The following is a 26,190-nucleotide window of genomic DNA, read 5'->3' as shown; positions in this document are numbered from 1 at the left end:
TTAATTATATAGCAAAATGGAAGATAAAATTAATTACCAGCAGTTTAAAATTGGTGTTATTGGACTTGGATATGTCGGCTTACCGCTGGCCGCTGAGTTTGCAAAAAAATACCGGGTTATTGGATTTGACCTGAAGCTATTAAGAATAACAGAACTTAACAATGGGTTTGACCGGACTTTAGAAGTTAGCGATGAACTGTTAAAAGAAGTAATAAAAACAGAAAATTCCCCAAAAATTGGACTATACTGCAGTAATGTTTTAGATGACATTAGAGATTGCGATATATATATAGTAACCGTGCCAACGCCTGTAGATAAGAATAACCGTCCTGACCTGACACCTTTGTATAAAGCCAGTGAGACCGTAGGAAAAGTATTAAAAAAAGGAAGTATTGTTGTATACGAATCAACTGTTTACCCCGGCGTTACTGAAGATGAATGTGTTCCTATCCTTGAAAAATCTTCAGGCTTAAAATTCAATATTGATTTTTTTGCAGGTTATTCGCCCGAACGTATTAACCCTGGTGATAAAGAACATACGGTTTCAAAGATTTTAAAGGTGACATCCGGTTCAACACCGGAAGCGGCCGAAATAATTGATCAAATTTATAAGTCTGTTATTACCGCCGGAACTTTTAAGGCAACATCAATAAAAGTAGCTGAAGCAGCTAAAGTGATAGAAAACTCGCAGCGGGATATCAATATCGCATTTGTAAATGAACTGGCAAAGATATTTAACCGCCTGGGGATTGATACCGAGGACGTTTTACAGGCCGCCGGGACAAAATGGAATTTCATGAATTTCAGGCCAGGATTGGTGGGCGGGCATTGCATTGGTGTAGACCCCTATTACTTAGCACAAAAAGCGCAGGAAGCTGGGTATCATCCTGAGATTATTTTAGCCGGCCGCCGTTTAAATGATGGAATAGGCGAATATATTGCACAGGAAGTAATTAAGCTCATGGTTAAGAAGGACATGCCGATAAGGGGGGCAAAGATTCTTATTTTAGGCATCACTTTTAAAGAGAACTGTCCTGATGTGCGTAACACCAAAGTGGTTGATATTTTGCGAACATTGAAGCAATACGAAGTCAATATTACTGTTTTTGATCCCTGGGCGGACCCGGCCGAAGTAAAACATGAATATGGATGCGACTCAGTTAGGGAGCTTGGATATGCTGCTGATTTTGATGCGGTCATATTAGCTGTTGCACACAAAGAATTTAAAAATTTAGATGTGCGAAAATTATGCAAAGAAAAAAGGGTGATTTATGACGTAAAAGGCATATTGCCCAAAAATATAATAGATGGCCGTTTGTAATTTTATTTAACGCAATAAATGCAAATTAAAATGTACGAAACACGTTATCATAGTGAAGATTTGAGCCAATACAGCTTTTTGGTTACTGGTGGAGCAGGGTTTATCGGTTCGAACCTGGTGGAGTATTTATTAAAATACGGCGCCGCAAAGGTTAGAATACTTGACAACTTCTCTACCGGTTCACACGCTAATATTGAAGAATTTAAATCAAACCCGTCCTTTGAATTGCTGGAAGGAGATATACGTGACCTTGAAACCTGTAAAAAAGCAGTTAAGGGAATTGATTTTGTTTCGCAGCAGGCCGCGTTAGGATCGGTGCCCCGGTCTATAAATGATCCGATCACCACAAATGAGGTTAATATATCAGGTTTCTTAAATATGTTAGTCGCTGCACGCGATGCTGAAGTTAAACGCTTTGTGTACGCTGCCAGTTCAAGCACTTACGGTGATCATCCCGGCTTGCCTAAAGTTGAAGATAAAATTGGCAGCCCGCTCTCTCCTTATGCTGTAACCAAGTATGTTAATGAGTTGTATGCATCAGTATTTTCAAAAAACTATAATTTTCATACCATAGGTTTAAGATACTTTAATGTATTTGGCCCCCGCCAAAACCCTAACGGCCCGTATGCTGCTGTAATACCTCTTTTTATTGAAACGGCTTTAAAGGGCGAGTCTCCCTTTATTAACGGTGACGGGGAAACCAGCCGCGATTTTACTTTTGTTGAAAATGTAGTACAGGCAAATATAAAGGCAATGCTGCTTGGACGTATTGACAAGCATGAAGTGATGAATATTGCATTTGGTGAACGTACAACCTTAAACCAATTGTGGGACAGGATAGCCAGCATTACCGGAAACGATATCAAGCCAAAATATAGAGAAGAGCGAAAAGGTGATGTTAAACATAGCCTTGCCGATATAAGCAAAGCGCTACTTTTAATTGGCTATAAGCCTCAAGTTTGTGTTTTAGAGGGACTTAATTCAGCAATAAAATGGTATAATGATAAGATCAATATTTCTGGCTGATTATGGTAAACAATAAACCATGCCTCGCCCTTTATACTTAACCAAATTTTTTGATTGTGCAAAAATGTAAATATCAATAATTACTTATAATAATAAATGAGTCTTAAAAGGCAAGCTTTTTTAGGTGTATTTTGGACTTTTAGCCAGCAGTTAAGCGTTCAGGCGATTAATTTGGGAGTACAAATTCTTTTAGCAAGAATTTTGCTTCCTCAAATGTTCGGCCTTATTGCTATGCTTCAAATTTTTTTATCTGTCGGCAATACTTTATTAGACGGCGGAATGGCCTCATCGCTTATTCGTACTGAAAACCCCGACCAAGATGACTATTCTACCGTGTTTTTCATAAACCTGTTTTGTAGTATAGGTATTTATGGCCTAGTATTTTTATTGGCTCCTGGTATTGGTCATTTTTATAGCCAGCCAATTCTAAGCCCCATTGTTCGCATATATACACTAAGTTTTATTATTCAGGCCTTAGTAGCTGTGCAAACTACAAAGCTTACGAAGGAAATGAATTTTAAATTGCAAATGTATATGCAAATACCATCTGTTTTAGTAGGTGGGATTGTTGGGATCGCACTTGCAATGCAGGGGTATGGTGTTTGGAGCCTCGTTTGGATGAATTTAGTGCGTTCTTTTCTTTTTATGATCCAGCATTGGTTTCGTTCAAATTGGTTTCCTTCCCCACGGCTTAATAAGGAAAAGTTAAAATATCATTTTTCCTTTGGCTATAAACTTACTTTATCCGGATTAGTTACAAGTTTATATTATAATTTATATACAGTGGTAATAGGTAAGTTATTTTCAGTTACACAATTAGGATTTTATAACCAGGCAAATACATTAAGTATGTTTCCTACGGCAAATTTGTCAACCGCGTTATTAAAGGTTACTTATCCAATGTTTTCGGCCTTGCAAAACAATAATGAAAAACTTAAGCTTGTTTATAAAAGGCTGACTTTACTTGTATTTTTTGGCGTTACCCCTATAATGATAATACTGGCCCTTGCTGCCGATCCTTTATTTCGTATTCTCCTCACAAATAAATGGTCGCCGGCGACCCCTTACTTCCAGGTGCTTTGTATTAGTGCCATAATTTACCCTTATAGCATGTTTAACATTACTATTATTCCGGCAAAAGGCAGGAGTGATATTCATTTTAAAGCGGAGTTAATTAAGAAAGGCGTTTCTACCCTGGTGCTTATCCCTTTAATTTACTTCGGTTTATGGGGAATAATAAGTGCATCAGTTTTTAGTATGATTTTTCACGGGTTGGTAAATGGTTTTTATGCCGGTAAACTTATTAGTTATCCTTTAAAAGATCAGTTGTTAAATATTATGCCGATTATTTTAGTTGGTGGTTTCGCAGCAGCAGCATGTAAAGGCTTATTTTTACTCGTTATTCATTATTACATCAGCTCTGATAGTCTTACCATTTTATTGACTTCAATAATCTATCTTTTCTTTTATACTGGCATTAGCTTTTTATTACGATTATCCGTTTTAAATGAAATCCGGCATATTATCAAAGGGGTAAACTTTAAACAGTTTAGCAAGAATTATAATACAAATTAATTATTGTGAATGATCAGTTTCTAAGAATTTATCTATGATTACCAATTTGATAATTATCCTTATGGTTGAACCCGATTTATGAAAAATAAGATCATTCTATCAATATGCATTTTTGTCATGGTGATAGTTTATTTGTTTGATCTCATCCCTAAAAATATGGATGAATCTTTTATGATGGAAGTATTAATCATTGATCTGGTTTCATTACTTTCTTTTTTCTTTTTAAGAAAGGAAAACAACCGCATAATCAAAAAACAATATATACGGATATCTTATTTATTTTTAATCGGCTTCATCATTGTACATTTTCAGGCTTACATTGATTTATTGCTTGGCAACCTAACCCCAAACAACATTTTCCTCTGGATCGACCCAACAACAGTTTGCAAAGCTTTAGTAGTATCCTCTACAGGCTTTGTTTGTTACCTCTTGGGCTATAGTGTGAATTTGAAAGCTGTAAATGTCATGAAAGATATTAAACCTGTCTATTTAAAAACAATGGGGTTAAATATTTTGGCTTTTATTTTATTAATACTCTTTTTCGCAACTGTCAATAAAGAATATTTAACCGGCAATTATGGTGCTGCAGATATCGGAAGCAGCGCGCAACTTTTTGCGTTTATTTTTGAAGCCAATATCTATGCTATAATAATAATTAATTGCAGGAACCTTATTCTGACAAAACAGACTAATATATCATTTTTGCAATATTTTATACATCTAAGACATACGGCATTTCTTCTGATTATTTATTTAACAGCAGTAATATTTAGTGGTGATAGAGGGCCTATCATGTATTGCTCGTTAGCATTTGTATTTGGTTATATTTATGTAACCAAATACAAAATTGCAATACCTAGTTTGCTAGTTCTTTTGTTTTCCGGGATGTTTTTCATTACTGTTTTGGGGTTAATAAGGCAACAGGACAATAATATTGAGCTATTTGATAAAATTACCAACGTTTCAAGTAATAGCCTTGACAGTTATTATCCCAGCTCTTTTTCCGTCGGTACTAAAGAACTCGCTGGTTCAGTAAGGACTGTTCATTTAGCTGTTGAAAAAGTGCCAGCTACTTTGCCTCATTTTTATGGTCTTTTTTTCATACAAGATGCAATGTTGCTAGTACCTATGCTAAAAGGAGCATTTATATCTCTTTTTAATATTCCAAAGCAATTTACTGATTCCCCACAATTTTTAACATGGGCTGATTTGGGCCGGTTTCCAACCTGGGGTGTTGGTTCAAGTTGTATAGCTGATACTTTCCTCGATTTTGGATATACAGGGATAATTATTGTGTTTTTTACTTTTGGATACCTATCAAGAAAACTTGAACTCGTGGCTTTTTCAAAAGTATTTCCTCCAATTTACTTGGTGATCCTTGTTTTCCTTGTGTTTTCATTCAGTATTTACATATCCCGCAGTACCATTTTATATTCATTAAGTAAATATACTTATGTATGGTTATTTACCTATTTACCATTTATTTTAAAGGGATATAAAAAAAGATCAATAAGATGAAAATTATTTTTTTAGAAATGGTGCAAGATTTTGGTGGGGCCCGAATCAGTACCGTCGAATTAGCCGAACGTCTTTCCTCCGATCACGAAGTTTTGATCTTAGATACTTATGGCTCCTGTAAACCATTTGTTAATACTGTAAATGACAAAAAAATAAATTTGAACATTGCTATGCCGAGACAGGCGCCGTTTATAATTAACGGATCTGCAAACAAATTAAATAACCTTTTAAACCTGGTAAAATTCTTCCCTCACTGGATTAAATTACGCTCAAAAGTTCAAAAAATCATTAGTGAGTTTGATGCAGACCAGGTTATCATAAATAACTCTAAAGTACTATCACTTCTATTCCTGTTCAGAAATAAAAAATTTAAGACTATCTTATTTGCCCGGGGCTGGTTTCTTCCTGATCAGATTAATTTCAAAGATCGTTTTTTATATAAACTGCTAGTTGATAAATACGTTTGCGTTGCTGAAGCTACGCGACAGGCCATTTTTGCCGGAAAATTAGCTGCGCTGGAAAATATTTATGTGGTGCACAATGCAATAAACCCGGACGAGCTTCCTCACGCTGTCGAAGAAATAGACAATGCAGACGGCTCCCTAAAAATATTACATTCGGGAGGGTTTTTACCTGATAAAGGGATTCACATTTCAATTGAAGTAGCAAAAGTTTTAAAATTAAAGGGGTTTAGATTTAAGCTGATTATCACCGGTTTAATCTATAAAGGTGCAGCCTCGTCAAATTATTACAAACATATTTTAAATTTAATTAAAGAATATGCATTAGACGACCAGGTGCTGATTATTGAAAACAACCCCAACGTGATACCCTATTTCAGAGCCTGTGATATCCTGATTCATCCATCGTCTACCGAAGGGCTACCGCGGGTGATTATGGAAAGTATGGCGCTTAAGAAACCGGTTATTGCAAACGCAGTAGGAGGCGTTACCGATTATATATTACATAAATTCACTGGTTTAATCACAAATTTTAATAGCGTAGATGAATATGTAAACTATATTGAATTATTAGCAAAAGATAAAGAACTGTACAATTTTTTGACGGATAATGCTTTTAAATTAATTAAAAGCTCTTTTAATGAAGATATACAGAAGGATAGTTTTAATAATATTTTCAAAACAAAATAATGAGGATAAACATCTTGCACTTTATCAGCTAAATGCAAATCGAGCCGCTTAATTTTTTAACGACGTGGAAAAAAAGCAAAAATCTTTTTCCTCAAAAAATGAGTCCTATGAAAAATTCTTACAAACTGTGCATATCAATTATGCAAATTTTGTTCTCCCTGCTTATTGTCACATCCAATTGCAAAGGTCAGGAAGCAAATTGGATATATAAAAACGTCCCTAAAGATGAAATTAAAGAATCCAATGCCTTATTACCCTATCGCAAAAAAGCGGACTTTCTATCAAGTCGCGCTTACGATCTGACAAGTAGTTTACCTCCAAACTATGTAAAAGATGGATCAGTTGATTATACTGAACAATTACAAAAGGGTATCAATGCCAACAGTATTGTTATGTTTCCAAATTTTCCAGTTCTTGTAAATCATTTAGGATTATCACTAATAAGCAATAGCACAGTTATATTCAGAAAATACTCTAAACTGGTTTTACAGGCAAATGGCTTACCTGCATACCAGATACTACGTATTTATAATGCCACCAATGTTAACTTGTATTTTCCGGTAGTGCAGGGTGACAGGGATTTACATTCAGGCAACGGACAGTGGGGAATGGGGATTTCAATTTCCGGTTCAACAAAAATATTGGTAGTTAATCCTAAAGTATCAAAATGTTGGGGTGATGGCATCTATCTTGGAAGACAGAATAATGCAGTGGATAGAAATATAACCATATTTTACGCCGAGTTAGATAATAACAGGCGCAACGGCCTTTCAATAACATGCGCCGATGGAGTACACTTAATAAGACCAATTATATCTAATACCGCTGGTCAGATGCCAATGAGCGGTATTGACATTGAGCCGAATACGAATGCCGATGTGATAAAAAATATAAGAATTGATAACGCGTTTACTTTTAATAGTGCTATGCATGGTATCGTAGTCTCTTTACATGGACTTAGAGGTGATGCACCCCAACAGGTTAGCATCAGTATAAACAATCACCTTGATGAAGGCTCCGCTATTGGCTTTGGCTTGGCAATTAATTTGGCAGATAAGAATACCGGACCTCCTATAACCGGTCAAATCAACGTGTTAAACCCCATTTGGAAAAACAGTAAAAAGAAAGGATTTCAAGTTTACAAAGTGCCAAATAATGTGAGCATGATAGATGTTAAGTTTAAAAACACATCTATCTTTAAAAACAATAACATAGATAATGACGGGATATCTGATATGAAAACCCAACTAAATTACGATAGGAGGATCTTCGTGGAGTAATTTGAAGGAGTAATTAATATGTCGAATAATCAAAATTCCCTTACTGCATTATTATTAATTAAATCATGATTCAGATCAGCGTCATCATACCGATGTACAACGTAGCGCAATTTTTAAATAAGTGCATAGCATCTGTTTATCAGCAAAACCTGGAGGAAGATTCATTCGAAGTTATTTTGGTAGATGATCAATCGCCCGACGACAGCAAAACTATCGCCGCAAATCTTATTCAAAACCATTCGAATGCAAGAATTATAAGCCATCCGGTAAACAAAGGCTTAGGCGGCGCCAGGAATACTGGTATTTTGAACGCTTCAGGCAAGTACCTGGTTTTTTGGGATGCCGATGATTGGTTTTTACCCGGCATGCTGGCACAGTTATTTGATGTAGCAGAAAAATATGCGGTAGATGTTTTGGAATTTGGCGCCCAGGGCATTGGCGAAAAAAATAAAATTGTGTACACCGAATCTTTGTCGTCCGATAAAATTTATAATGGGATCGACTATTACAAAAAATATCGCTATATGGATTCAGCCTGCAACAAATTATATAACAGAAGTTTTTTATTGCAAAATGGACTTCTTTTTGTTGAACGATTGTATATAGAGGATTATGAATTTAATACCCGGGTATTTTATGTCGCTCAAAAGGTATTTGGTATTAAATTAATTGCAGCACAGTTTTACCAATCACCGGATTCCATTACCAGGAATGTTGATAATCGCAGAAGTGCAAAGATGAGGGACGACATTGCAAAGGTGATGAAGCTGGTGCTCGATTTTTTTAAAAAACAACCCAATAAAGAAACCAAACAGGTATCGGAATATTTCGAACAACGGTTAAGCTATTTGACTGCTACTTTGTTTTTTCAGTTATTTAAAAGTCGGGCACGCTATATTGCATTTGAAAATTTAAAAAGTGAATTGATAAAAAATGATATTTTTTTTATTAATCATCGGATATATGACTTAAAAAAAGAACTGTTCAGAAACCTTTTTTTAAAACACTTTTATTTATTTAGAATATGCCGGTATATATAATGAGGTTGATCATTTTTTTGCGCACAACTTTGCAGACCTTTATTAGATACCGCTTAGAGGCCCTTATCGGCTATAATTGAATGGGTGGTAATCATATAATTAATACTTATGATTGTGAGAAAGAAAATTTGTTTTGTGGTTTCTTCTCCCCTAACTATACAAGCTTTTTTATTAAACCATTTTAAAGTACTAAAAGCGGAATTTGATATATACGTTGTTGCCAATTTTGACCATCAACATGACACTTTAATTTTATCCCAATTAGCCGATTTTACTGTTTGCAATATAAAAATATTAAGAGCCATTAATCCTGTGAGCGATTTGAAAGCGCTGATCTCTTTACAAAAGTATTTTAGAGCGAACAAATTTGATGCCGTACACGCTGTAACCCCAAAAGCAGGGTTACTTGCCATGACAGCCGCGTATATGGCTGGAGTTAAAAACCGTGTGCATATTTTTACCGGGCAGGTTTGGTATAATAAAAAAGGCACCATGAAAAAGCTTTTAATTTATCTGGACAAGCTAATTGTCAGATGGTCAACCCATATTCTGGTAGACGGTGAGGCCCAGAGATCTTTTCTGATCAGTAAGCATATTATCATGGATTCAAACTCGCAAGTTTTGGGTAAAGGGTCAATTAGTGGCGTAGATACAAATCGATTTAACCCGAGAGCTTCAACCAGGAAAAACATAAGAAACGAGTTATCGTTAAAAGACACAGATATCGTATTTGGTTTTTTAGGAAGGCTAAACAAGGACAAAGGGATTTTGGATTTGGCGAGTGCCTTTAAGGCTTTAAAGGATGATTATCCCGATCCTAAACTTTTACTTATCGGGAACGATGAAGAAAATCTCATTCCACAGGTACAACAAATAATAAACGACAGCAATTCGGTAATTTTTTATGGCCCAACGCCCAAGCCCGAAATTATTTTGCAAGCGGTTGACATATTTTGCATGCCAAGTTACAGGGAAGGTTTTGGTACAAGTGTGCTAGAGGCGTCATTGCTGGGGCTTCCTGTTATTTGCAGTGACACTTATGGATTAATGGATACTATTATTGAAAATGAGACGGGGTTAAGGCACGAGGCGGGAAATATCCGCTCTTTATCCGATCAAATGAGAAAACTAATTCAATCACCCGAACTGCGGAAATATTTAGGCGAAAATGGGGCGAGATTCGTCACCGGTAATTTTTCGGCGGCTAATATTTCCGGGGAATGGTTAGAATTTTATAAAGGACTTTTTAGAAATTGAATGTATAAGAATTTTTTTAAGCGATTAATTGACGTCTGGCTTTCAATATTTGCTGTATTGATCCTGTTTCCTTTTATACTTATATTAATTGTTATCTTATTCTTAACAAATGCCGGCACCCCGTTTTTTTTCCAGCTGCGCCCGGGAAAAGGTGGTAAACCCTTTAAATTGATAAAATTCAAAACCATGAATGATACAAAAGATAAGGAGGGGAATCTCTTACCAGATGCAGGCAGAATAACACATCTGGGCCGTATTATACGGAATACTTCCTTAGATGAAATACCGCAGTTACTGAATGTTATTAAAGGAGATATGAGCCTGGTTGGACCGCGCCCGCTTTTAACAGAGTACATGCCACTATACAATGCAAATCAAAAAAAGAGGCACGATGTGCGTCCCGGAATTACGGGTTGGGCCCAGGTAAACGGGCGCAATTTGATAAATTGGGGCCAGAAATTTGAATATGATGTTTGGTATACAAGCCATTTAACTTTTTGGCTTGACGTAAAAATCGTTTGGATGACCTTTGCGAAGGTATTTAAACGCGAAGGAATCAGCCATAAGGGCCACGTAACGATGCATAAATTTAAAGGAGATAATATATGATTTACCTATACGGCGCAGGCGGACATGCAAAAGTGGTTATTGAAATACTGGAACGACAGAAAAAAGAAATTGCCGGGCTGTTGGATGTAAACACCGAAATAAAAAGTTTGCTTGGCTATCCTGTTTCTCAGTTTATTCCCGCCAATGAATCAGCTACAGATTTTAAGATGATTATATGCATCGGCAAAAACGAAATCCGCAAAAAACGTGCTGGCGAAATCAAAGTAAATTACGGCCAGGCTATACATCCGTCAGCCAATTTATCACCACGGGCTTCAATTGGAGAAGGAACGGTAATAATGGCCGCTGTTACTGTTAATTGCAACGCAGTCGTTGGCAGGCATGTAATTTTAAACACCAACTGCACTATTGATCATGATTGTATTATTGAAGATTATGCACATATATCGCCAAATGCCGCTTTGGCTGGAAAAACGATGGTTGGCGAAGGTGCCCATGTTGGTATAGGAGCATGTGTAATACAAGATATCAAAATCGGTAAATGGGCAACTATAGGCGCCGGTGCTGTAATCATTGATGATGTACCCGATTACGCAGTTGTAGTCGGTAATCCGGGTAAAATCATTAAATACAATTATTAAAAACAAATTAACATGAAACCAAAAATATGGCTCTCAAGTCCGCACATGGGTGGTGAGGAATTTAGTTTTGTGAAAGAGGCTTTTGATACAAACTGGATAGCGCCATTGGGCCCTCACGTAAATGGATTTGAACACGACCTGGAAGCCTTTACAGGATCAAAATATGCAGCAGCATTAAGCTCAGGAACCGCTGCATTACACCTTGGTTTAATTTTGTTAGGTGTTGGCCCGGGCGACGAAGTTATTTGCCAAAGTTTTACTTTTTCAGCTACTGCCAATCCAATTGTTTATTTAGGGGCTACGCCCGTGTTTGTTGACAGCGAGTCTCAAACATGGAATATGTGCCCTGAATTGTTGGAATTGGCTATAAAAGACAGGATAGCCAAAGGCAAAAAGCCAAAAGCGATTATGCCGGTTCACCTTTATGGAATGCCTGCTAAAATGGAACAAATAATAAAAATAGCCCAAAGATATAACATACCCGTTTTGGAAGACGCCGCAGAGGCTTTAGGGTCGACCATTAATGGTAAAAAAGCGGGAACTTTTGGAGCTATGGGTGTTTTGTCGTTCAATGGGAACAAAATTATCACAACAAGCGGTGGTGGTGCATTAATATCAGATCAAGAAAAATTCATCTTACAGGCTCGGTATTTAGCAACACAGGCCCGTGATAAGGCCCCCCATTACCAGCATTCGCAAATAGGCTATAATTATCGTTTAAGCAACGTTTCAGCTGGTATCGGCAGGGGGCAAATGCAGGTTTTAACCGATCGGATAAAGCAGCGGAGAAGCATCTTCGAATTTTATCTGAAAAATCTTGCAGGCTTACCTGGTATTGATTTTCTGCGGGAGCCAGAGGGCCATTTTAGTAACCGTTGGTTAACGGCCATAACTATTGACCCAGACAAAGCAGATAATATTACAAGGGAAACCCTGCGCCTTTTATTAGAAGAAGAGAACATTGAATCAAGGCCCTTGTGGAAACCCATGCATTTGCAACCGGTTTTTAAAAATCACCCTTCGTATATAAATGGGATAAGCGAAAAACTCTTTAACAATGGATTATGCCTGCCATCAGGTTCAAACCTCACTCAGGAATCTCTTGAGAGGGTAATAAGAATCATAACATCCGCTTATAAAAAAAAGTCCGCCTTTGCTTAAATTTTCAAAAAGGCTACGGTCCCTCAAGGCATCGTTTATAGTGGGATCGGTTAGAGTTCTGCTAACCCTGTGAAACAGGGAACATAATATCTTCTCTTCAATCTTAAAAAGCTGCTGTTTGCATGGTTGCAAAAATTCTTTTTTATCTTTTACCCTACCCTCAGACGACTCATCGCTGGCTGATCAAATCTAAAGTGTCTAAAAAAAGGCTTAATTACTTATACATTATTGCTTATTAATTAAAATAATACGTAATTATCTTTTAGATTATGATCGTTATCACTTGTGATCATCATCATTATTAATAAGTATAATAAGGTATAATTTTAAGGTGTAGTTGCTTCAATAACCTAAATATTGAGAAAGATGAACCTTACTTCAGCACTTAAAAGAGTAATACCAAAATGGATAATTTTGATATCAGATTTATTAATTGTTATCTGGTCGTTTACATTTTCTTATTTTATTGTTTACCGTTTTGAATTCGTAGATATACTAAGAGGTTATTTCTTTATTTACACAGGCTTATATTGTATGATAGCTTTTATCGTGATGTTTATCATGCATATACATACCGGCTTTCTCCGTTATTCAAACATGACTGACCTGGTGCGTGTATTCGGATCGGTATTACTAAGTTCAGTGATTTATTTAATATGTGTAAACCTATGGTTAATGCCCGGTAATGAAACTACCATCAATTTTATTGTAATGGTAAATGTTTCCATATCAAGCATGACATTGTTCATTTTCAGGTTTGCTGTTAAAGGGTTATTTGTCTTTATCAAAAACGACTCTGGCGCTAAAAAAACCAGGGTTTTGATATACGGATCAGACGCAGAAGCGCTGTTTATAAAGCATGGACTTCAACGAAGTGTACAAGCTAAATTTACAATTATTGGTTTTATAGATGATGATTATGGCAAAAAAAACCTGGAACTGCAGGGAACAAAGGTTTACGACTTAAAATCGCTTGAAAAGCTTAAGCGAAAATATAACGTTGAAAAATTGATCATCCTGAATCAGGACCTGGACGAAAAAAGTAAAAAAATAGCTATAGAAAAATGTCTTGCGTTTGGCATTCAAGTCCTTACTATCCCCCCCACGGATCAATGGTTATTTGGAAAATTAAACTTTAACCAAATAAAAAATCTCAAAATTGAGGATCTGCTACAACGCAAGCCTATTCAAGTGGAATTGGACCATATTTCAAGGGATCTGCTTGGAAAACGCATATTGATCACCGGGGCAGCCGGCTCAATCGGTTCGGAAATTGTCAACCAGGTAATCAGGTACAAACCATCAATGGTCATCCTCTGCGATCAGGCGGAAACCCCTTTACATTATTTAAGCCTACAAGTGGCAGAAACCTTTCCAAATGTAGTGGCAAATATTTTTATAGCTGACGTTACCAACTACGACCGCATGAGTAAACTTTTTCTTGATTATCGTCCTGAAATAATCTTTCATGCAGCTGCATATAAACATGTCCCGATGATGGAGGAAAATCCCACTGAAGCCGTACATAACAATGTATTGGGAACAAAAAACGTCGCCGACCTCGCTGTTTCTTTTGATTGCGAAAAATTTGTCATGATCTCTACCGATAAGGCCGTTAACCCAACCAACATAATGGGCGCAAGCAAACGCATAGCTGAAATCTATATTCAGTCGATAAAAAGAATACCGGGGAACAACCAGGTGAAGACCAGGTTTATTACAACCCGGTTTGGTAATGTTTTGGGATCTAATGGGTCCGTTGTACCACGTTTTGCGGAACAAATTGAAAAAGGTGGCCCTTTAACCGTTACTCATCCTGAAATTACCCGGTATTTCATGACCATACCCGAGGCGGTTCAGCTGGTTTTGGAAGCTGCTACCATAGGAAAAGGCGGAGAGATATTCATTTTTGATATGGGCGAACCGGTTAAAATTGCAGACCTGGCGAGGAATATGATAAAACTTGCCGGCCTGCAACCTGACAAGGATATAAAAATTGTTTATACCGGCTTACGCCCCGGCGAAAAACTGTATGAAGAATTGCTAAACGATGGTGAAAGCACTTTACCAACTTATCATGAAAAGATCAGGATTTCAAAAGTGATTACAAATAATTATAATGATGTGCTCATTGATATAAAGGAACTAATTGCTTTAAATAACCGAAATGATATATTGGGCGTGGTAAAAAAAATGAAATCAATTGTGCCTGAATATATAAGTAACAATTCAACATTTGGTGAGTTGGATGGAGCGCCCTGTGATAATATCCTGAGCGGTTTACAGGCGTCTTTGGATCCACCCAAACGTAAAACAGTTCGCTCTGCTTAGTTAATTGCTAACCCAAAATATGTGCTGATGGAACCCGGTTACTATTTTAAAAAAGCTTCTTTCGTATTCATATCGTTTTTTGTTCTTTTTTTGACAACCAAGGAAACCAATGCCCAATTGATCTATCAGCCTTACTCATATCAATTTTATCAAAAATTGAATAAGGCGGAGTACACTATAAATACGAACGCACATACCGCTGTAAAGCCATACTTCATTTCTGATTCCAGCGCTGTAAGGAGACTTTATGACTCGATAGTAATGGCAGGCGCAGATAACTCCCACAAAAGCTGGCTGCACCGGATTGTTTTCAGCGGGCACGCTGTGGATGTTAAAAACGGTGGATATACTTTAAATGCCGACTATTTACCAGACCTGGTATTAGGGAAACAGCTTGAAGGCGGACGGACCATATGGCTAAACACACGCGGGTACCAGGTGTCAGGCACGGTTGGATCAAATTTCTTTTTTTATACCAGTGGTTACGAAAACCAGGGGAAGTTTGCTAATTACGAAACAGATTACATCAACAAAACGCATATGGTGCCGGGCCAAGGCTACAACAGAAGTTTACCGGCAGGATCTAAAGATTGGGCTTATGTGACTGCATTGATTGGCTACCAGGCCGGTAAAAATATATCCATCGCTTTAGGTGAAGACAAAACGTTCATCGGCGAAGGCTACCGTTCAATGTTGTTATCGGATTACGCATCGGCCTGCCCCTTATTACGGCTGACTGTTAACCTCGGTAAAAAGTTTCGATATATGGCCATGTGGACGTATATGGAAGATCAGAATGCGGTTCAGTTTAACTCATTTTCAAACAACAGGAGAAAATGGGGGGTATTTCACTACATTGACTGGAGCATTACAAACCGGGCTTCCCTTGGCTTTTTTAATGCGGTTATCAGTGAAGAGGCCAACGACGAGGGGAAATTACGTGGCTTTGACATGAATTACATTAACCCGGTATATTTTTCGCCGGCTTTGGGGCCCGCAAGCCAGGCAGCCGATCATACACTGATCGGGTTTAACGGCAAATATAAAATATTGACTAAAACCATAATTTATGGTCAACTGCTTTTTGACCAGTCCCTGTCATCTGCGGTAAAAGGGAACAATAACGCCTGGCAAGCCGGATTAAAAGGCTGGGATTTGTTTAAGGTTAGCAATTTAAACTATTTGTTTGAGTACAACACGGCCTCTCCATTTACCTATTCGAATAAATACCCTATTGTAAATTATGCTGAGTTGAATGAGCCACTGGCCGATCCACTTGGTGCAAACTTTAAAGAGTGTATTGGTATCTTGAATTACAGCCTCGGAAAATTTGACTTCCAGGGAGAATTGTTATGGGCAAAATACGGTTTAAATATGGGCGACATCAATTATGGGAAAGATATTACCCTTGCAAACGATGTAAATATTGCGCCAGGGTACAGTGTTACAGGGCAGGGCCTGGCAACCACCTTGAAATATGCTGAGGGTACTGTAGCTTATATTCTAAACCCCAAATACAACTTACGAATGGAAATTGGGGTACTCGTCCGCCAGGAAAGCAATGCGCTAAGCAACACAAAAACAATATTATTTACAGTCGGGTTAAGAAGTTCATTCCGGGATCTCTATCATGATTTTTAACCCTGTTTTTTTGAAGTTTATAATTTACAGCAATGATGAAAAAAAACTACACTTTAAAAAAATATAGCTTTTGCTGTACGCTGATAGCGTTTAATACGGTTTTTTGTACGCCGATTTTTGCGCAAAGCGATTATATGCCTTACTCCTACCAATTTTACCAGAAAGCCAATGTTGACTTATATTCAACAGGCACACGCGAACATACTTCGATGAAACCATTCTTTGCCGGTGATTCACTGCTAAAAATTCCGCTGCAATCAATGATTCGTTATAACACTAAGGGACAAAAAAATGATTGGGGATACAAAAAGCTCTATACTGAACACCTGGTTGACATAAAATCCGGCAAATCATCTTTTTATGCCGACCTGTTACCGGACTTTACTGTTGGCAGGGATTTCTCAGGGCATAAAACAATCAGCATTACCTCGTTAGGCTTTCAGATGGGCGGTTCACATGGCAATAAATTTTATTACAACATTAGCGGCTATGCAGCAACAGCCATCCAACCCGAATATATGGCCATTTACACCAGGCAAACCGGCATTGTTACAGGGCAAGCTTATGACCGTACTTTACCACAAAACCCTGCGTGGTATTATTTTACGGCCATCGCTTCGTATACGCCTAGTAAATTTTTGAATATCGCCGCCGGACGGGATAAAACATTTATTGGGGATGGGTACCGGTCCATGCTATTATCAGACTTTGCTTCGCCGAATCCATTTTTTAAACTTACCGGAACACTAGGCAGTTTGAGATACATGGTGATGTGGGCATATATGAACGATCCGGCTACAACCTCACCATATGGTATCAACCGGAAAAAATTTGGTGTCTTTCATTATCTAGACTGGAACATCAGTAAACGGCTATCCTTCGGTTTTTTTGATAATGTTATAGGGTTCTTCACAGATGACAACGGCGTAAAGCGTCCTTTTGATTTCAATTATATAAACCCAATTATATTTACAAAACCCGTTAACAATTCAAGTGATGATCCGGATAAATCATTACTGGGTTTTACAGGAAAATATAAGGTTAGCAATGGTTTAACTGTTTACGGTCAATTCGCCCTTAATGAATTTCATTCCGCCGATTTCTTTTCCAGCAACGGTTCATCAGTTAATAAATACGGCTGGCAATTAGGGTTCAGGGCAACCAATCTGTTTGAGGTTGATCATCTTAACCTATTGCTCGAAACCAATAATGCGAAGCCATATACCTATTCGGCGAGGTCGGCTATTGAGAATTATTCGGAAAACGGCGAACCTCTCGCGCATCCATGGGGAGCTAATTTCAGGGAAATCCTGGGGCTATTAAATTATAGTTATAAAAGGTTTGATTTTAGCGGGGAAACCGACTTTGGCAGGTATGGCTTTGATTTGAACACGCTGGATTATGGAAAAAATATTTTTGAGATATATACCAATGCAGCCCGTCAATACGGAAATTATACCGTGCAGGGACTCACAACCAACATGATTTACGTAGAAGGAAAGGTTGCCTATGTACTCAATCCGCGGTATAATTTAAGATTTGAACTTGGGGGGACATTGAGGGTTGAAAAAAACAGTCAGTTTAATAACAAGGCATCTATGATCATAATTGGATTGCGAAGTTCATTCCGTGAATTGTACACCGACCTGGCCAGCTATAAAATGCATTGATTTGCCTAACCTGAAGTCTTTTTAATCTTACCGGTAGTTCGTCTGGATATCGTCAATATTTATTTGTCACCATTCCCCCCTTTTTATGTCATGCCAGGCACCTTTGTGATCTTTTGAATGATTGTAGTTTTGTGAAGCGATCAGGCAAATCTCTTCGCATAATTATTAACCAGCTAAATCAACAAGTCATGACACAAATTAATGCCTATGTTGGCTTTAACGGCGATTGCCGCAGGGCCATGGAATTTTACCGGGATTGCATCGGCGGGGAGTTAACTTTCCAAACCGTTGCTGAATCTCCCATTGCAAATCAATGCGCCCCTTCCATGAAGGACAGTATTTTGCATTCTTCATTAACAAAAGACGCCCTGCTTTTAATGGCGACAGACATGACTGGCCCTGATGGCTTTATAAAAGGCAATAATATTGCCCTTTCCCTTAATTGTAGCAGTGAAGATGAGATCAATACTTTCTATTCAAAACTCTCAGCAGGCGGAAAAATACTTGAGCCGCTAAAAGATTCCTTTTGGGGATCATTATTCGGCTGTTTTACCGACAAATTTGGCATTATGTGGATGCTGAATTACGATAAAGGTACTGCAAATCAACAATAACCGGCTATTAATAATTTTGAAATGACATCTAAAACAATAAAGACTTCCTACTGGATATTAACAAGTTTATTTTCATTAGCCATGCTAATGGACGGCATAGGCGGAATAAACCACGAAAAAAGAGGTGTGGAGGGCATGCAACACCTCGGGTATCCATTATATGTGATGACAATAATTGGTTCGGCAAAACTACTTGGCGTATTGGCTATACTTCAAACCAGGTTCAACACCCTAAAGGAGTGGGCCTTCTCGGGTTTTACTATATCATTTGTCGGTGCATTTTGGTCAAGGGCCTATACAGGCGATGGCATCGGCTTGTTGCTCCCTCCTGTTGTTATGTTGGTAATATTGTTTGTTTACTACTTTGTGTGGAAGAAATTCACCCGGTTAAAAACCAGTAGCTGATTGCTATTTAATAATAGCGGCAACAAAAAAAGCGTTAAAAAAGCTGGGTTACTAAAGATAATTTTTGTTTATGTTTAAACCAATTTCCTATTTTAAACCAGATGGAACATAACCTTAAATTGTTTTTAAAACTCACCGGTACCATATGCCTGCTTGTATTAGCATTAGCTTTTACCCAGCCCGCGTCTATCAAAAGCAGTAACGGTTCAGGGCCGGGCGTAACATTAATACCTTCAGACAAGTTTTTTGTAAACTCCTTTGTTGACTGTAATATGGCCGAAGCCTGGATTGGCGATACATTACGTATTTTCCCGGGCAAATACGGTGAAGATCCGCTATGGGGCGATTCACGCAATCTTAAATTCGCCGACGGGCGCAGCCCGGATGAGGTTTTTAAAACCCTGCCTGCGGGATTTAAGGAGCCTGCATTGCCTCCAAATACCAAACCCGGAAGCACCGGCCTTCATGGCGCAGTGTGGTTTGAGACCGTTTACCAGGATAGCGGGGACCGAAGTGGAAAAACATTGTACGCTGTTTACCACAACGAAAACTATCCTGCCACTTTACCATACGACCCCGCTTCGGGTAATGGCTATATTGACAAAGACTGGCCACAGGGATTAACAGGCGCGGCTACCCCTGCAGCCGTTTGCAGGATAGGTATCATGAAATCAACAAACGGCGGGCGAAGCTGGGTGGACAAGGGCATTTTTATTGAAGACAAACAGCCAAGGATGATCCTCCGTCCGAACAATACGTCTGTAACTTTTGCCGGTGGCGTTGGTGACCCATCAGCCGTAGCATCAAAAGGCTACCTTTATTTATTTTACGGGGAATATGGCTACGCCGGCACTTACGCTGCCAGTACGTACGACAATGAAACAGAAAGAAAAGGGCAATGCATCAGTGTGGCGCGTATTAAACTAACCGATCTGGATCAGCCGGCAGGCAAAGCCAAGCGCTGGGGCGGAAAAAAATTTGACATTCCCTATGATGGCATAGGAAACCCGATTGCAAAGCTACAGATATCTCCCGCGATGGGCGGCGGCCCGGCCTCACATCCCGCTTCCAAATTTTACTGGGGGCCATCGGTAAGTTGGAACACCTATCTCCGTTGCTGGGTAATGCTGATGGCAAAAGCCGAGGGTCCCTCGTGGAAAGGGAGTAGCGTTTATATTTCTTTTAATAAGAATCAGGATCCCGGCCAGGGCAATAATTCGCAGCAATGGTCGATCCCGAAACTATTATTGAACAAGCCCGGGCACATCATCTGGTACCCTTCATTGCAGCCGACCCAATCTGCTGAAGACATATCAAATAAAAATACGTGTGTTAAATTAGGCAGGGAAGCACGATTATTTTTAAAAGATCAATTTAAAGATTCAAGCTATTATTTTTCAGAATATAAACTAAGGTTCGCGCTGTAAATATTTTTATGAGAAAATTAATCGTGTCAAACATGGTTTCTTTAGACGGATACTTTGAAGGCGCAAACGGCGACCTGAGCTGGCATGTTGTAGACGACGAATTCCATCAGTACGCAGAAGAAATGTTAAACGCGGCAGACGTTATTTTATTAGGGCGAAAAACCTACCAGATGATGGCCTCCTACTGGCCTTCGGAAGCAGCAATAGCAACAGACCCGATAATTGCCAGAAAAATGAATAGCCTGCCTAAAATCGTTTTTTCAAGATCGCTTGATAAAGTTTGCTGGAACAATACGGGCATAGTAAAGGATGATATTGTGACGACGATAAAGAAATTAAAAGAACAAACCGGAAAAGATATATTGATTCTGGGTAGTGGCAGCATTGTTTCAGCTTTTACTCAACAGGGATTGATTAATGAATACGCTATAATTATAAATCCTGTTATATTAGGGGCAGGAAAACCTCAATTTACGGGGCTGGAAGACAAAAAAAGCTGGACCTGGTAAATATTAAGATTCTTAAGTCGGGCGTCGTTATACTTTACTATCAATTAATTCAACAAGCATAAACAATTAAAAAAATGAAAAAAATCAACATCATTTATTGGATTTCAACAACGCTGATCCTACTTTTAATGCTATGGTCGGCGATCGGTAGCTTCATGGAAAATCCACAGGGCGCAGCAATGATGAACCAATTGCATTACCTTCCCTATGTGATGCATTTTCTGGCTATTGCTAAAATCCTGGGAATAATCGCCATACTTACTCCTGGCTTTCCAAGGTTAAAGGAATGGGCGTATGCAGGCTTTACTTTTGATCTGCTTGGCGCTACCTATTCCATGTATGCCACAGGTTTTCCGGTAAGTCAATGGGCGATGATGTTCATATTCCTGGCGCTATTGGCGGTTTCCTATATCTTCTATCATAAAAAATTAGTAGCTGCCGGAGTTAAAGATGCTACGGTATAAAAACAAATGACGGAACTTACGGCTACGGCAAAATTAAAACGCTTTTTTAAGTTATTCGGCGAGGCCCTAGCAGGGAGCGAACAGGATTACACGACGGGCAGCATCCGCAGGGCGGTATTGCTGCTGGCCATTCCTATGATCCTGGAGATGTCACTGGAATCGATTTTTGCGGTCGTTGATATCTTTTTTGTCGGCAAACTGGGAGATGCGGCGGTAGCAACCGTAGGTCTGACCGAATCGGTACTCAGTATTGTGTATTCCATAGCCATGGGTTTAAGCATGGCGGCTACGGCCCTGGTGGCACGGCGCGTTGGCGAGAAAAAATACGAAGAAGCGGCTCATGCCGGTATGCAAGTGATCGTATTTGCAGTCGTATTATCAGTGATCATGTCGTTTGTTGGCGTGGCGTTCGCCAGAGACATTTTGCACCTGATGGGCGCCAAAGATAAAATGATAACTGAAAATATCCGCTATACCCAGATCATGTATGGCGGCAACCTGGTTATTATGTTATTATTTTTAATTAACGGCATATTTCGTGGCGCCGGGGATGCAAGTATCGCTATGCGAAGTCTGTGGATCAGTAATGGCTGCAACATTATATTGTGCCCATTGCTGATTTACGGATTGGGGCCAATCCCGGGCATGGGCCTGCAAGGCGCGGCTATTGCCACTACCATAGGGCGTGGCATGGGCGTTTTGTATCAATTGTACCGGTTATTTATCAAACAGGGTTTGCTGACTTTTTACCTGCATCAGCTAAAGCCTCAAAAGCACCTCATGCTGCAAATTATAAATATTGGCAGTAGCGCCGCCGTACAGTTTTTGGTAAGTTCGGGCGGGTGGATATTTCTGACGCGTTTGATGGCAAGTTTTCAAGTGGCGGCAGTGGCCGGTTACCAGATCGCCATCCGTTTGCTGATATTTTTCCTGCTGCCGGCATGGGGCATGAGCAATGCCGCAGCAACTTTAACCGGTCAAAATTTGGGGGCAGGCCACCCGGAAAGAGCCGAAAAAAGCGTATGGATAACTACCGGCTATGTTACAGTTTACATGGTGCTCGTCAGTTTGTTTTTCTTTCTTTTTGGCACGCCTGTAGTAAACTTTATAAATACCGACCCGCAGGCGCGGCATTTTGCGATACAGACGCTACGAATCGTCAGCTTAAGCTATATCTTCTTCGGCGTCGAGATGGTTATGTTAAATGCCTATAACGGCGCCGGCGATACCCGTACCCCAACCCTGGTCTATTTTGTGGGCTCGTGGCTTTTTCAAATCCCCTTAGCCTGGTTCTTAAGCCAGTACTACATCAAAGAACCAAAAGCTATTTTTATCGCAATTGTAATTGCACAATTTGTAACTGCACTATTAAGTTTTTACCTTTTCAAAAAAGGCAAATGGAAAACGATAAAGGTGTAAATAAAAAAAGGTCGCGACTTTAGCGACCCTTTCAACCCAAACCACACATCTCCACTTTCAACCTAAACCACACATCTCCTGTTCTAACCCAAACCACATATCCCTGCCCTAAAAAGCCAAAGCCTCTATTTTCGCAAATTCAAAATCATCAGGAAGTGCTACTTTATCGGTAATTTCCCTTATGATCAGGTCGAGTTCATCAGCCGATATTTCCAGGTAATTCAATACCCTTTCCATTTCATTATTGTTATCTTTTATCACTTTTAAAACGGCTATCAACCCCAGTATCCGGGCTACCGGAGCCCTAACCATATGTGATTGTATCCATGATATCTCCCGTAGTTTTTCATTTTGCTCTTCAATGGCTTTAGTATACCTCAGCTTTTCAGTAACATCTATCACTAAAACGAGTTTGGCTTTTCTGCCTTTATGCATGATAGTGCTGCCCTGTACTTCAACGTAGATGATATTGCCATTTTTTAATTTATGGCGGAAAGATCCTTTCAGGTTTAATTGATCCTCGTATTGCGTGCTCAACAAACCTTCCTCCAAAACGGGAATATCTTCAGCAGGCCGGATATCCCGTATGGTCATTCTTAAAAATTCATCGCGGCTATATCCATAATGCCGTATGGCCGCCCTGTTAACATTCAGGAACTCCAGGGTTTCCAAATCAACCACATACATGGGCATCGGGCTTAAATGAAACAATTCACTGTATTTCTTTTCTGATTCTTCCAGGGCACTGGTTGCTTTTTTTCTTTCTATGCCGTAAACAATGCTTTTATAAAGAGTCAATGAGGTTAACTCATCCTTTAACAAATAATCGGAAACGCCCAGCGAAAGGGATTTCGCACCGAAGCAGAAATCGGAATTCCCCGTTAATACAATTACCGGAGTTTTCCGGCAAAGTGCTACAATATCTAAAATTAGCTCGACACCTGACTTATCCGGGAGTGATAGGTCCAACAAAACCGCATCGATCAGTCCATTTTGAAATGATAGAATTTCCTTTGCGGTTTTAAAATTACGCGCATTGTTGAGCTTTAAGTATTCAATATGTTCCAATAAGAAATCTTCAACCAACGTAACATCGCCAGGATTATCTTCGATAACTAAAATAGTATATGGCCTTTTATCTATTTTCATTTTATTTTGAATTACCCCTGGTCAGTTATGTATCAATTGAGTATATATCCAGCCGTTACCTGTTCAATTTCAAGGTCAATTGAAGAAACCAAATTGTGACCACAACAAAAGCAAATATGCGGCGCTAAAAGATTTTCTTCAGTTAAGGGAATCCTTATATGCATCGTGTTTTTAAAAACTGACGCAAAACATTCGATGTTTACGCAGTACAAATGCAATGTTGAGTTTGAACAGTTCATGTGCTGTTTATTTAATGCTTAAAATTGACCATTAAACAGCTAAAAAATAATAGAAGCAACTATGAATGTTTTGTAGTAATTAGTTCGACATTTAAAGTAATTTACGGCTGATCACATAAGTGGTAAGCTCCGCGTTATTTTTCATTTTCATTTTTTCAAGAATACGCGCGCGGTACGTGCTGATGGTTGGGGTGCTTAGCGAAAGAATCTCAGCAATTTCGCTGACGGTTTTTCCTGAAGCGATTAATAACATGGTTTGATATTCCCGGGTTGATAAAAGTTCATGAGATTCTTTTTCGGAATCTTTTTCATATAAAGAAAGCAACTTTTCAGAAAGAAGCTCCGAAACATATTTCCTGCCGTTAATGATTTGATTTATGGCTTTAATGAGTTCCTTATCAGCTGCGTCCTTTGAAAGATAACCGGCAGCGCCCAATTTTAAGGCTCTTAAGGCAATCTGGTCTTCTATGTGAAAACTAAACATCAGCACCGGGACTTTAATTTTTTCGGCCTTTATTTGCTGCAATATGTCTAGTCCGTTTCTTCCCGGCATATCAATATCAAGTATTAAAATATCCCAGTCGGCTTCTTTTAACTTTTGAAATACTTCTGCGTAGCTAATCGCTTCCCCAAAATGTAAAAACGGAAATTCAGCGGAACAAATATGTTTTACCCCTATCCTGATCGCTGTATGATCATCAGCTATTAATATTTTTGTTATCATTTAATGGTATAGTAAGTATAATGTTGGATCCGGTACCCGGCGTAGAATCAATATTCAAAGTTGCACCAATGAAGTTTGCCCTTTCCTGCATATTGATCAATCCCATTGATAAAGACTTTTGAACGTTAGTTTCATCAATTCCCTTGCCGTTGTCGGCTATTCGCAGTACTAGTTCACCGTAACGTTTTTCTATCAAAACCTCTACTTCTGATGCACCGGAGTGTTTTGAAATATTTGTAAATGCTTCCTGGCAAATTCTAAAAACATTTATTTCCTGCACCTTGTCAAGCGTAATCATTAAGTCGGTTATTTGAATATGGCATTCTATCGCATTTTTTTTTTCAAACCCGCTTACCAGCCATTCAATTGCTGCAAATAACCCCAGTTTATCAAGTATAACGGGGCGCAGCTCATTAGCAATCTGCCGCAAAGAATGAATGCTTGTATTAACATCGCCAATCATACTGTCAATAATCTCCTCCATTTCGCTTTTTGAGCCATTTAATCTTTTCAAAGCTGAGAGTGACATTTTCAAACCAGAAAACTGCTGCCCAAGGTCATCATGTATTTCTCTTGCAATTCTTAAACGTTCATCCTCCAGGGCGTCATTTAGCTGTTTGGCGTAATTGCGGGCCCTTTTTTCGGATGCTTCAAGCGCAGAGGTAATTTTTTTCCGTTCCGAGCTGTAAACTATGCTTTTATAAAGGGTTAAGGACGTTAATTCATCTTTTAACAGATAGTCTGAAACGCCGAGTGATAAAGATTTTATGCCAAAATCAAAATCGTCATAACCTGTTAAAACAATCACCGGCACATCAGCACAAACGGAAATAACCTGGTAAATAAGGGAGATCCCGGTTCTGTCGGGCAAGGAAAGATCAAGCAGAATTACATCGAAAGGTACAGATTTAGCGGATAAAACATCAATTGCCTGCCTTGAATTTTTTGCATGATTTAGATTTACTTCTTCAAATTTCTCGTATAAGAACTCTTCTACGAGTAAAAAATCACCCTCGTTGTCTTCAATAACCAATATGTTGAATTGCTTTTTTTCCATT

The 26,190-nt window shown here is 38.8% G+C and carries 23 protein-coding genes; 20 read left to right on the top strand and 3 right to left on the bottom strand.

Translation table 11 applies throughout. The annotated features are described in order from the left end of the window. The first annotated feature begins 16 nt into the window (after window positions 1-16). From MgSA37_RS12285 to MgSA37_RS12190, 20 genes are all read left to right on the top strand, one after another. Window positions 17-1,321, top strand: a complete 1,305-nt coding sequence (locus MgSA37_RS12285; protein ID WP_096352271.1) for a nucleotide sugar dehydrogenase — start codon at window positions 17-19, stop codon at window positions 1,319-1,321. A 30-nt stretch (window positions 1,322-1,351) separates the two neighbouring features. Beyond that, the gene (locus MgSA37_RS12280; RefSeq protein WP_096357441.1) at window positions 1,352-2,347 is read left to right on the top strand and encodes an SDR family oxidoreductase; all 996 of its coding nucleotides are present in this window, start codon (window positions 1,352-1,354) and stop codon (window positions 2,345-2,347) included. Window positions 2,348-2,443: 96 nt separating this feature from the next. Then, a complete protein-coding gene (locus MgSA37_RS12275; RefSeq protein ID WP_096352270.1) occupies window positions 2,444-3,922 on the top strand; it encodes a lipopolysaccharide biosynthesis protein in 1,479 nt (492 codons plus the stop codon). Between the two features lie 78 nt (window positions 3,923-4,000). Further along, window positions 4,001-5,440, top strand: coding sequence for an O-antigen polymerase (locus tag MgSA37_RS12270; RefSeq protein ID WP_157750551.1), 1,440 nt, complete (start codon window positions 4,001-4,003; stop codon window positions 5,438-5,440). Continuing rightward, on the top strand, window positions 5,437-6,591 hold the full coding sequence (locus MgSA37_RS12265; protein WP_096352266.1) for a glycosyltransferase family 4 protein: 1,155 nt from the start codon (window positions 5,437-5,439) through the stop codon (window positions 6,589-6,591). The genes MgSA37_RS12270 and MgSA37_RS12265 overlap by 4 nt, the downstream gene beginning before the upstream one ends. Window positions 6,592-6,623: 32 nt before the next feature. Further along, window positions 6,624-7,871: a right-handed parallel beta-helix repeat-containing protein gene (locus tag MgSA37_RS12260; protein WP_096352265.1), complete on the top strand. Its 1,248-nt coding sequence runs from the start codon at window positions 6,624-6,626 to the stop codon at window positions 7,869-7,871. 65 nt (window positions 7,872-7,936) lie between these two features. Next, window positions 7,937-8,911, top strand: a complete 975-nt coding sequence (locus MgSA37_RS12255) for a glycosyltransferase family 2 protein (protein WP_096352263.1) — start codon at window positions 7,937-7,939, stop codon at window positions 8,909-8,911. 114 nt (window positions 8,912-9,025) lie between these two features. Next, the gene (locus tag MgSA37_RS12250) at window positions 9,026-10,168 is read left to right on the top strand and encodes a glycosyltransferase family 4 protein (RefSeq protein ID WP_172885318.1); all 1,143 of its coding nucleotides are present in this window, start codon (window positions 9,026-9,028) and stop codon (window positions 10,166-10,168) included. Next, window positions 10,169-10,777, top strand: coding sequence for a sugar transferase (locus MgSA37_RS12245; protein WP_096352260.1), 609 nt, complete (start codon window positions 10,169-10,171; stop codon window positions 10,775-10,777). After that, entirely contained in the window at window positions 10,774-11,379 is a 606-nt protein-coding gene (locus MgSA37_RS12240) for an acetyltransferase (RefSeq protein WP_197706129.1), read from the top strand. The genes MgSA37_RS12245 and MgSA37_RS12240 overlap by 4 nt, the downstream gene beginning before the upstream one ends. Window positions 11,380-11,391: 12 nt before the next feature. Then, window positions 11,392-12,540, top strand: coding sequence for a DegT/DnrJ/EryC1/StrS family aminotransferase (locus MgSA37_RS12235; protein ID WP_096352259.1), 1,149 nt, complete (start codon window positions 11,392-11,394; stop codon window positions 12,538-12,540). Between the two features lie 534 nt (window positions 12,541-13,074). Then, window positions 13,075-14,871 carry a polysaccharide biosynthesis protein gene (locus MgSA37_RS12230; RefSeq protein ID WP_232010850.1) on the top strand — a complete coding sequence of 599 codons (1,797 nt, stop codon included), beginning with the start codon at window positions 13,075-13,077 and terminating at the stop codon, window positions 14,869-14,871. Between the two features lie 90 nt (window positions 14,872-14,961). Then, window positions 14,962-16,512 carry a gliding motility protein RemB gene (locus tag MgSA37_RS12225; RefSeq protein ID WP_157750550.1) on the top strand — a complete coding sequence of 517 codons (1,551 nt, stop codon included), beginning with the start codon at window positions 14,962-14,964 and terminating at the stop codon, window positions 16,510-16,512. A gap of 32 nt (window positions 16,513-16,544) precedes the next feature. Then, complete coding sequence (locus tag MgSA37_RS12220; protein ID WP_232010849.1) at window positions 16,545-18,182, top strand: gliding motility protein RemB; 1,638 nt, start codon at window positions 16,545-16,547, stop codon at window positions 18,180-18,182. Between the two features lie 188 nt (window positions 18,183-18,370). Beyond that, window positions 18,371-18,796 carry a VOC family protein gene (locus MgSA37_RS12215; RefSeq protein ID WP_096352253.1) on the top strand — a complete coding sequence of 142 codons (426 nt, stop codon included), beginning with the start codon at window positions 18,371-18,373 and terminating at the stop codon, window positions 18,794-18,796. A 21-nt stretch (window positions 18,797-18,817) separates the two neighbouring features. Beyond that, window positions 18,818-19,201, top strand: coding sequence for a DoxX family protein (locus tag MgSA37_RS12210; protein ID WP_096352252.1), 384 nt, complete (start codon window positions 18,818-18,820; stop codon window positions 19,199-19,201). Between the two features lie 101 nt (window positions 19,202-19,302). Further along, complete coding sequence (locus MgSA37_RS12205; RefSeq protein WP_096352250.1) at window positions 19,303-20,628, top strand: hypothetical protein; 1,326 nt, start codon at window positions 19,303-19,305, stop codon at window positions 20,626-20,628. An 8-nt stretch (window positions 20,629-20,636) separates the two neighbouring features. Then, window positions 20,637-21,137 carry a dihydrofolate reductase family protein gene (locus MgSA37_RS12200; protein WP_197706128.1) on the top strand — a complete coding sequence of 167 codons (501 nt, stop codon included), beginning with the start codon at window positions 20,637-20,639 and terminating at the stop codon, window positions 21,135-21,137. A 74-nt stretch (window positions 21,138-21,211) separates the two neighbouring features. After that, entirely contained in the window at window positions 21,212-21,601 is a 390-nt protein-coding gene (locus MgSA37_RS12195) for a DoxX family protein (RefSeq protein WP_096352249.1), read from the top strand. Window positions 21,602-21,607: 6 nt separating this feature from the next. Further along, window positions 21,608-23,020 (top strand): MATE family efflux transporter, encoded by a 1,413-nt coding sequence (locus tag MgSA37_RS12190; RefSeq protein ID WP_096352247.1) that lies wholly within the window; start codon window positions 21,608-21,610, stop codon window positions 23,018-23,020. Between the two features lie 108 nt (window positions 23,021-23,128). Here MgSA37_RS12190 and MgSA37_RS12185 read toward each other — a convergent pair whose 3' ends face one another. The 3 genes from MgSA37_RS12185 to MgSA37_RS12175 all read right to left on the bottom strand — a co-directional run bounded on the left by MgSA37_RS12185 (window position 23,129) and on the right by MgSA37_RS12175 (window position 26,189). Next, entirely contained in the window at window positions 23,129-24,169 is a 1,041-nt protein-coding gene (locus MgSA37_RS12185; protein WP_096352245.1) for a PAS domain S-box protein, read from the bottom strand. A 330-nt stretch (window positions 24,170-24,499) separates the two neighbouring features. After that, on the bottom strand, window positions 24,500-25,132 hold the full coding sequence (locus MgSA37_RS12180) for a response regulator transcription factor (protein ID WP_096352243.1): 633 nt from the start codon (window positions 25,130-25,132) through the stop codon (window positions 24,500-24,502). Next, on the bottom strand, window positions 25,107-26,189 hold the full coding sequence (locus tag MgSA37_RS12175; protein ID WP_096352242.1) for a hybrid sensor histidine kinase/response regulator: 1,083 nt from the start codon (window positions 26,187-26,189) through the stop codon (window positions 25,107-25,109). Before MgSA37_RS12175 ends, MgSA37_RS12180 begins: the two co-directional genes overlap by 26 nt. Between the last annotated feature and the right edge of the window lies 1 nt (window position 26,190).

Origin of the sequence: Mucilaginibacter gotjawali, from assembly GCF_002355435.1 — a bacterium.
Lineage (GTDB): Bacteria > Bacteroidota > Bacteroidia > Sphingobacteriales > Sphingobacteriaceae > Mucilaginibacter > Mucilaginibacter gotjawali.
Note: the sequence above shows the minus strand (reverse complement) of the source record. Positions and strands in the feature narration are given on the sequence as shown.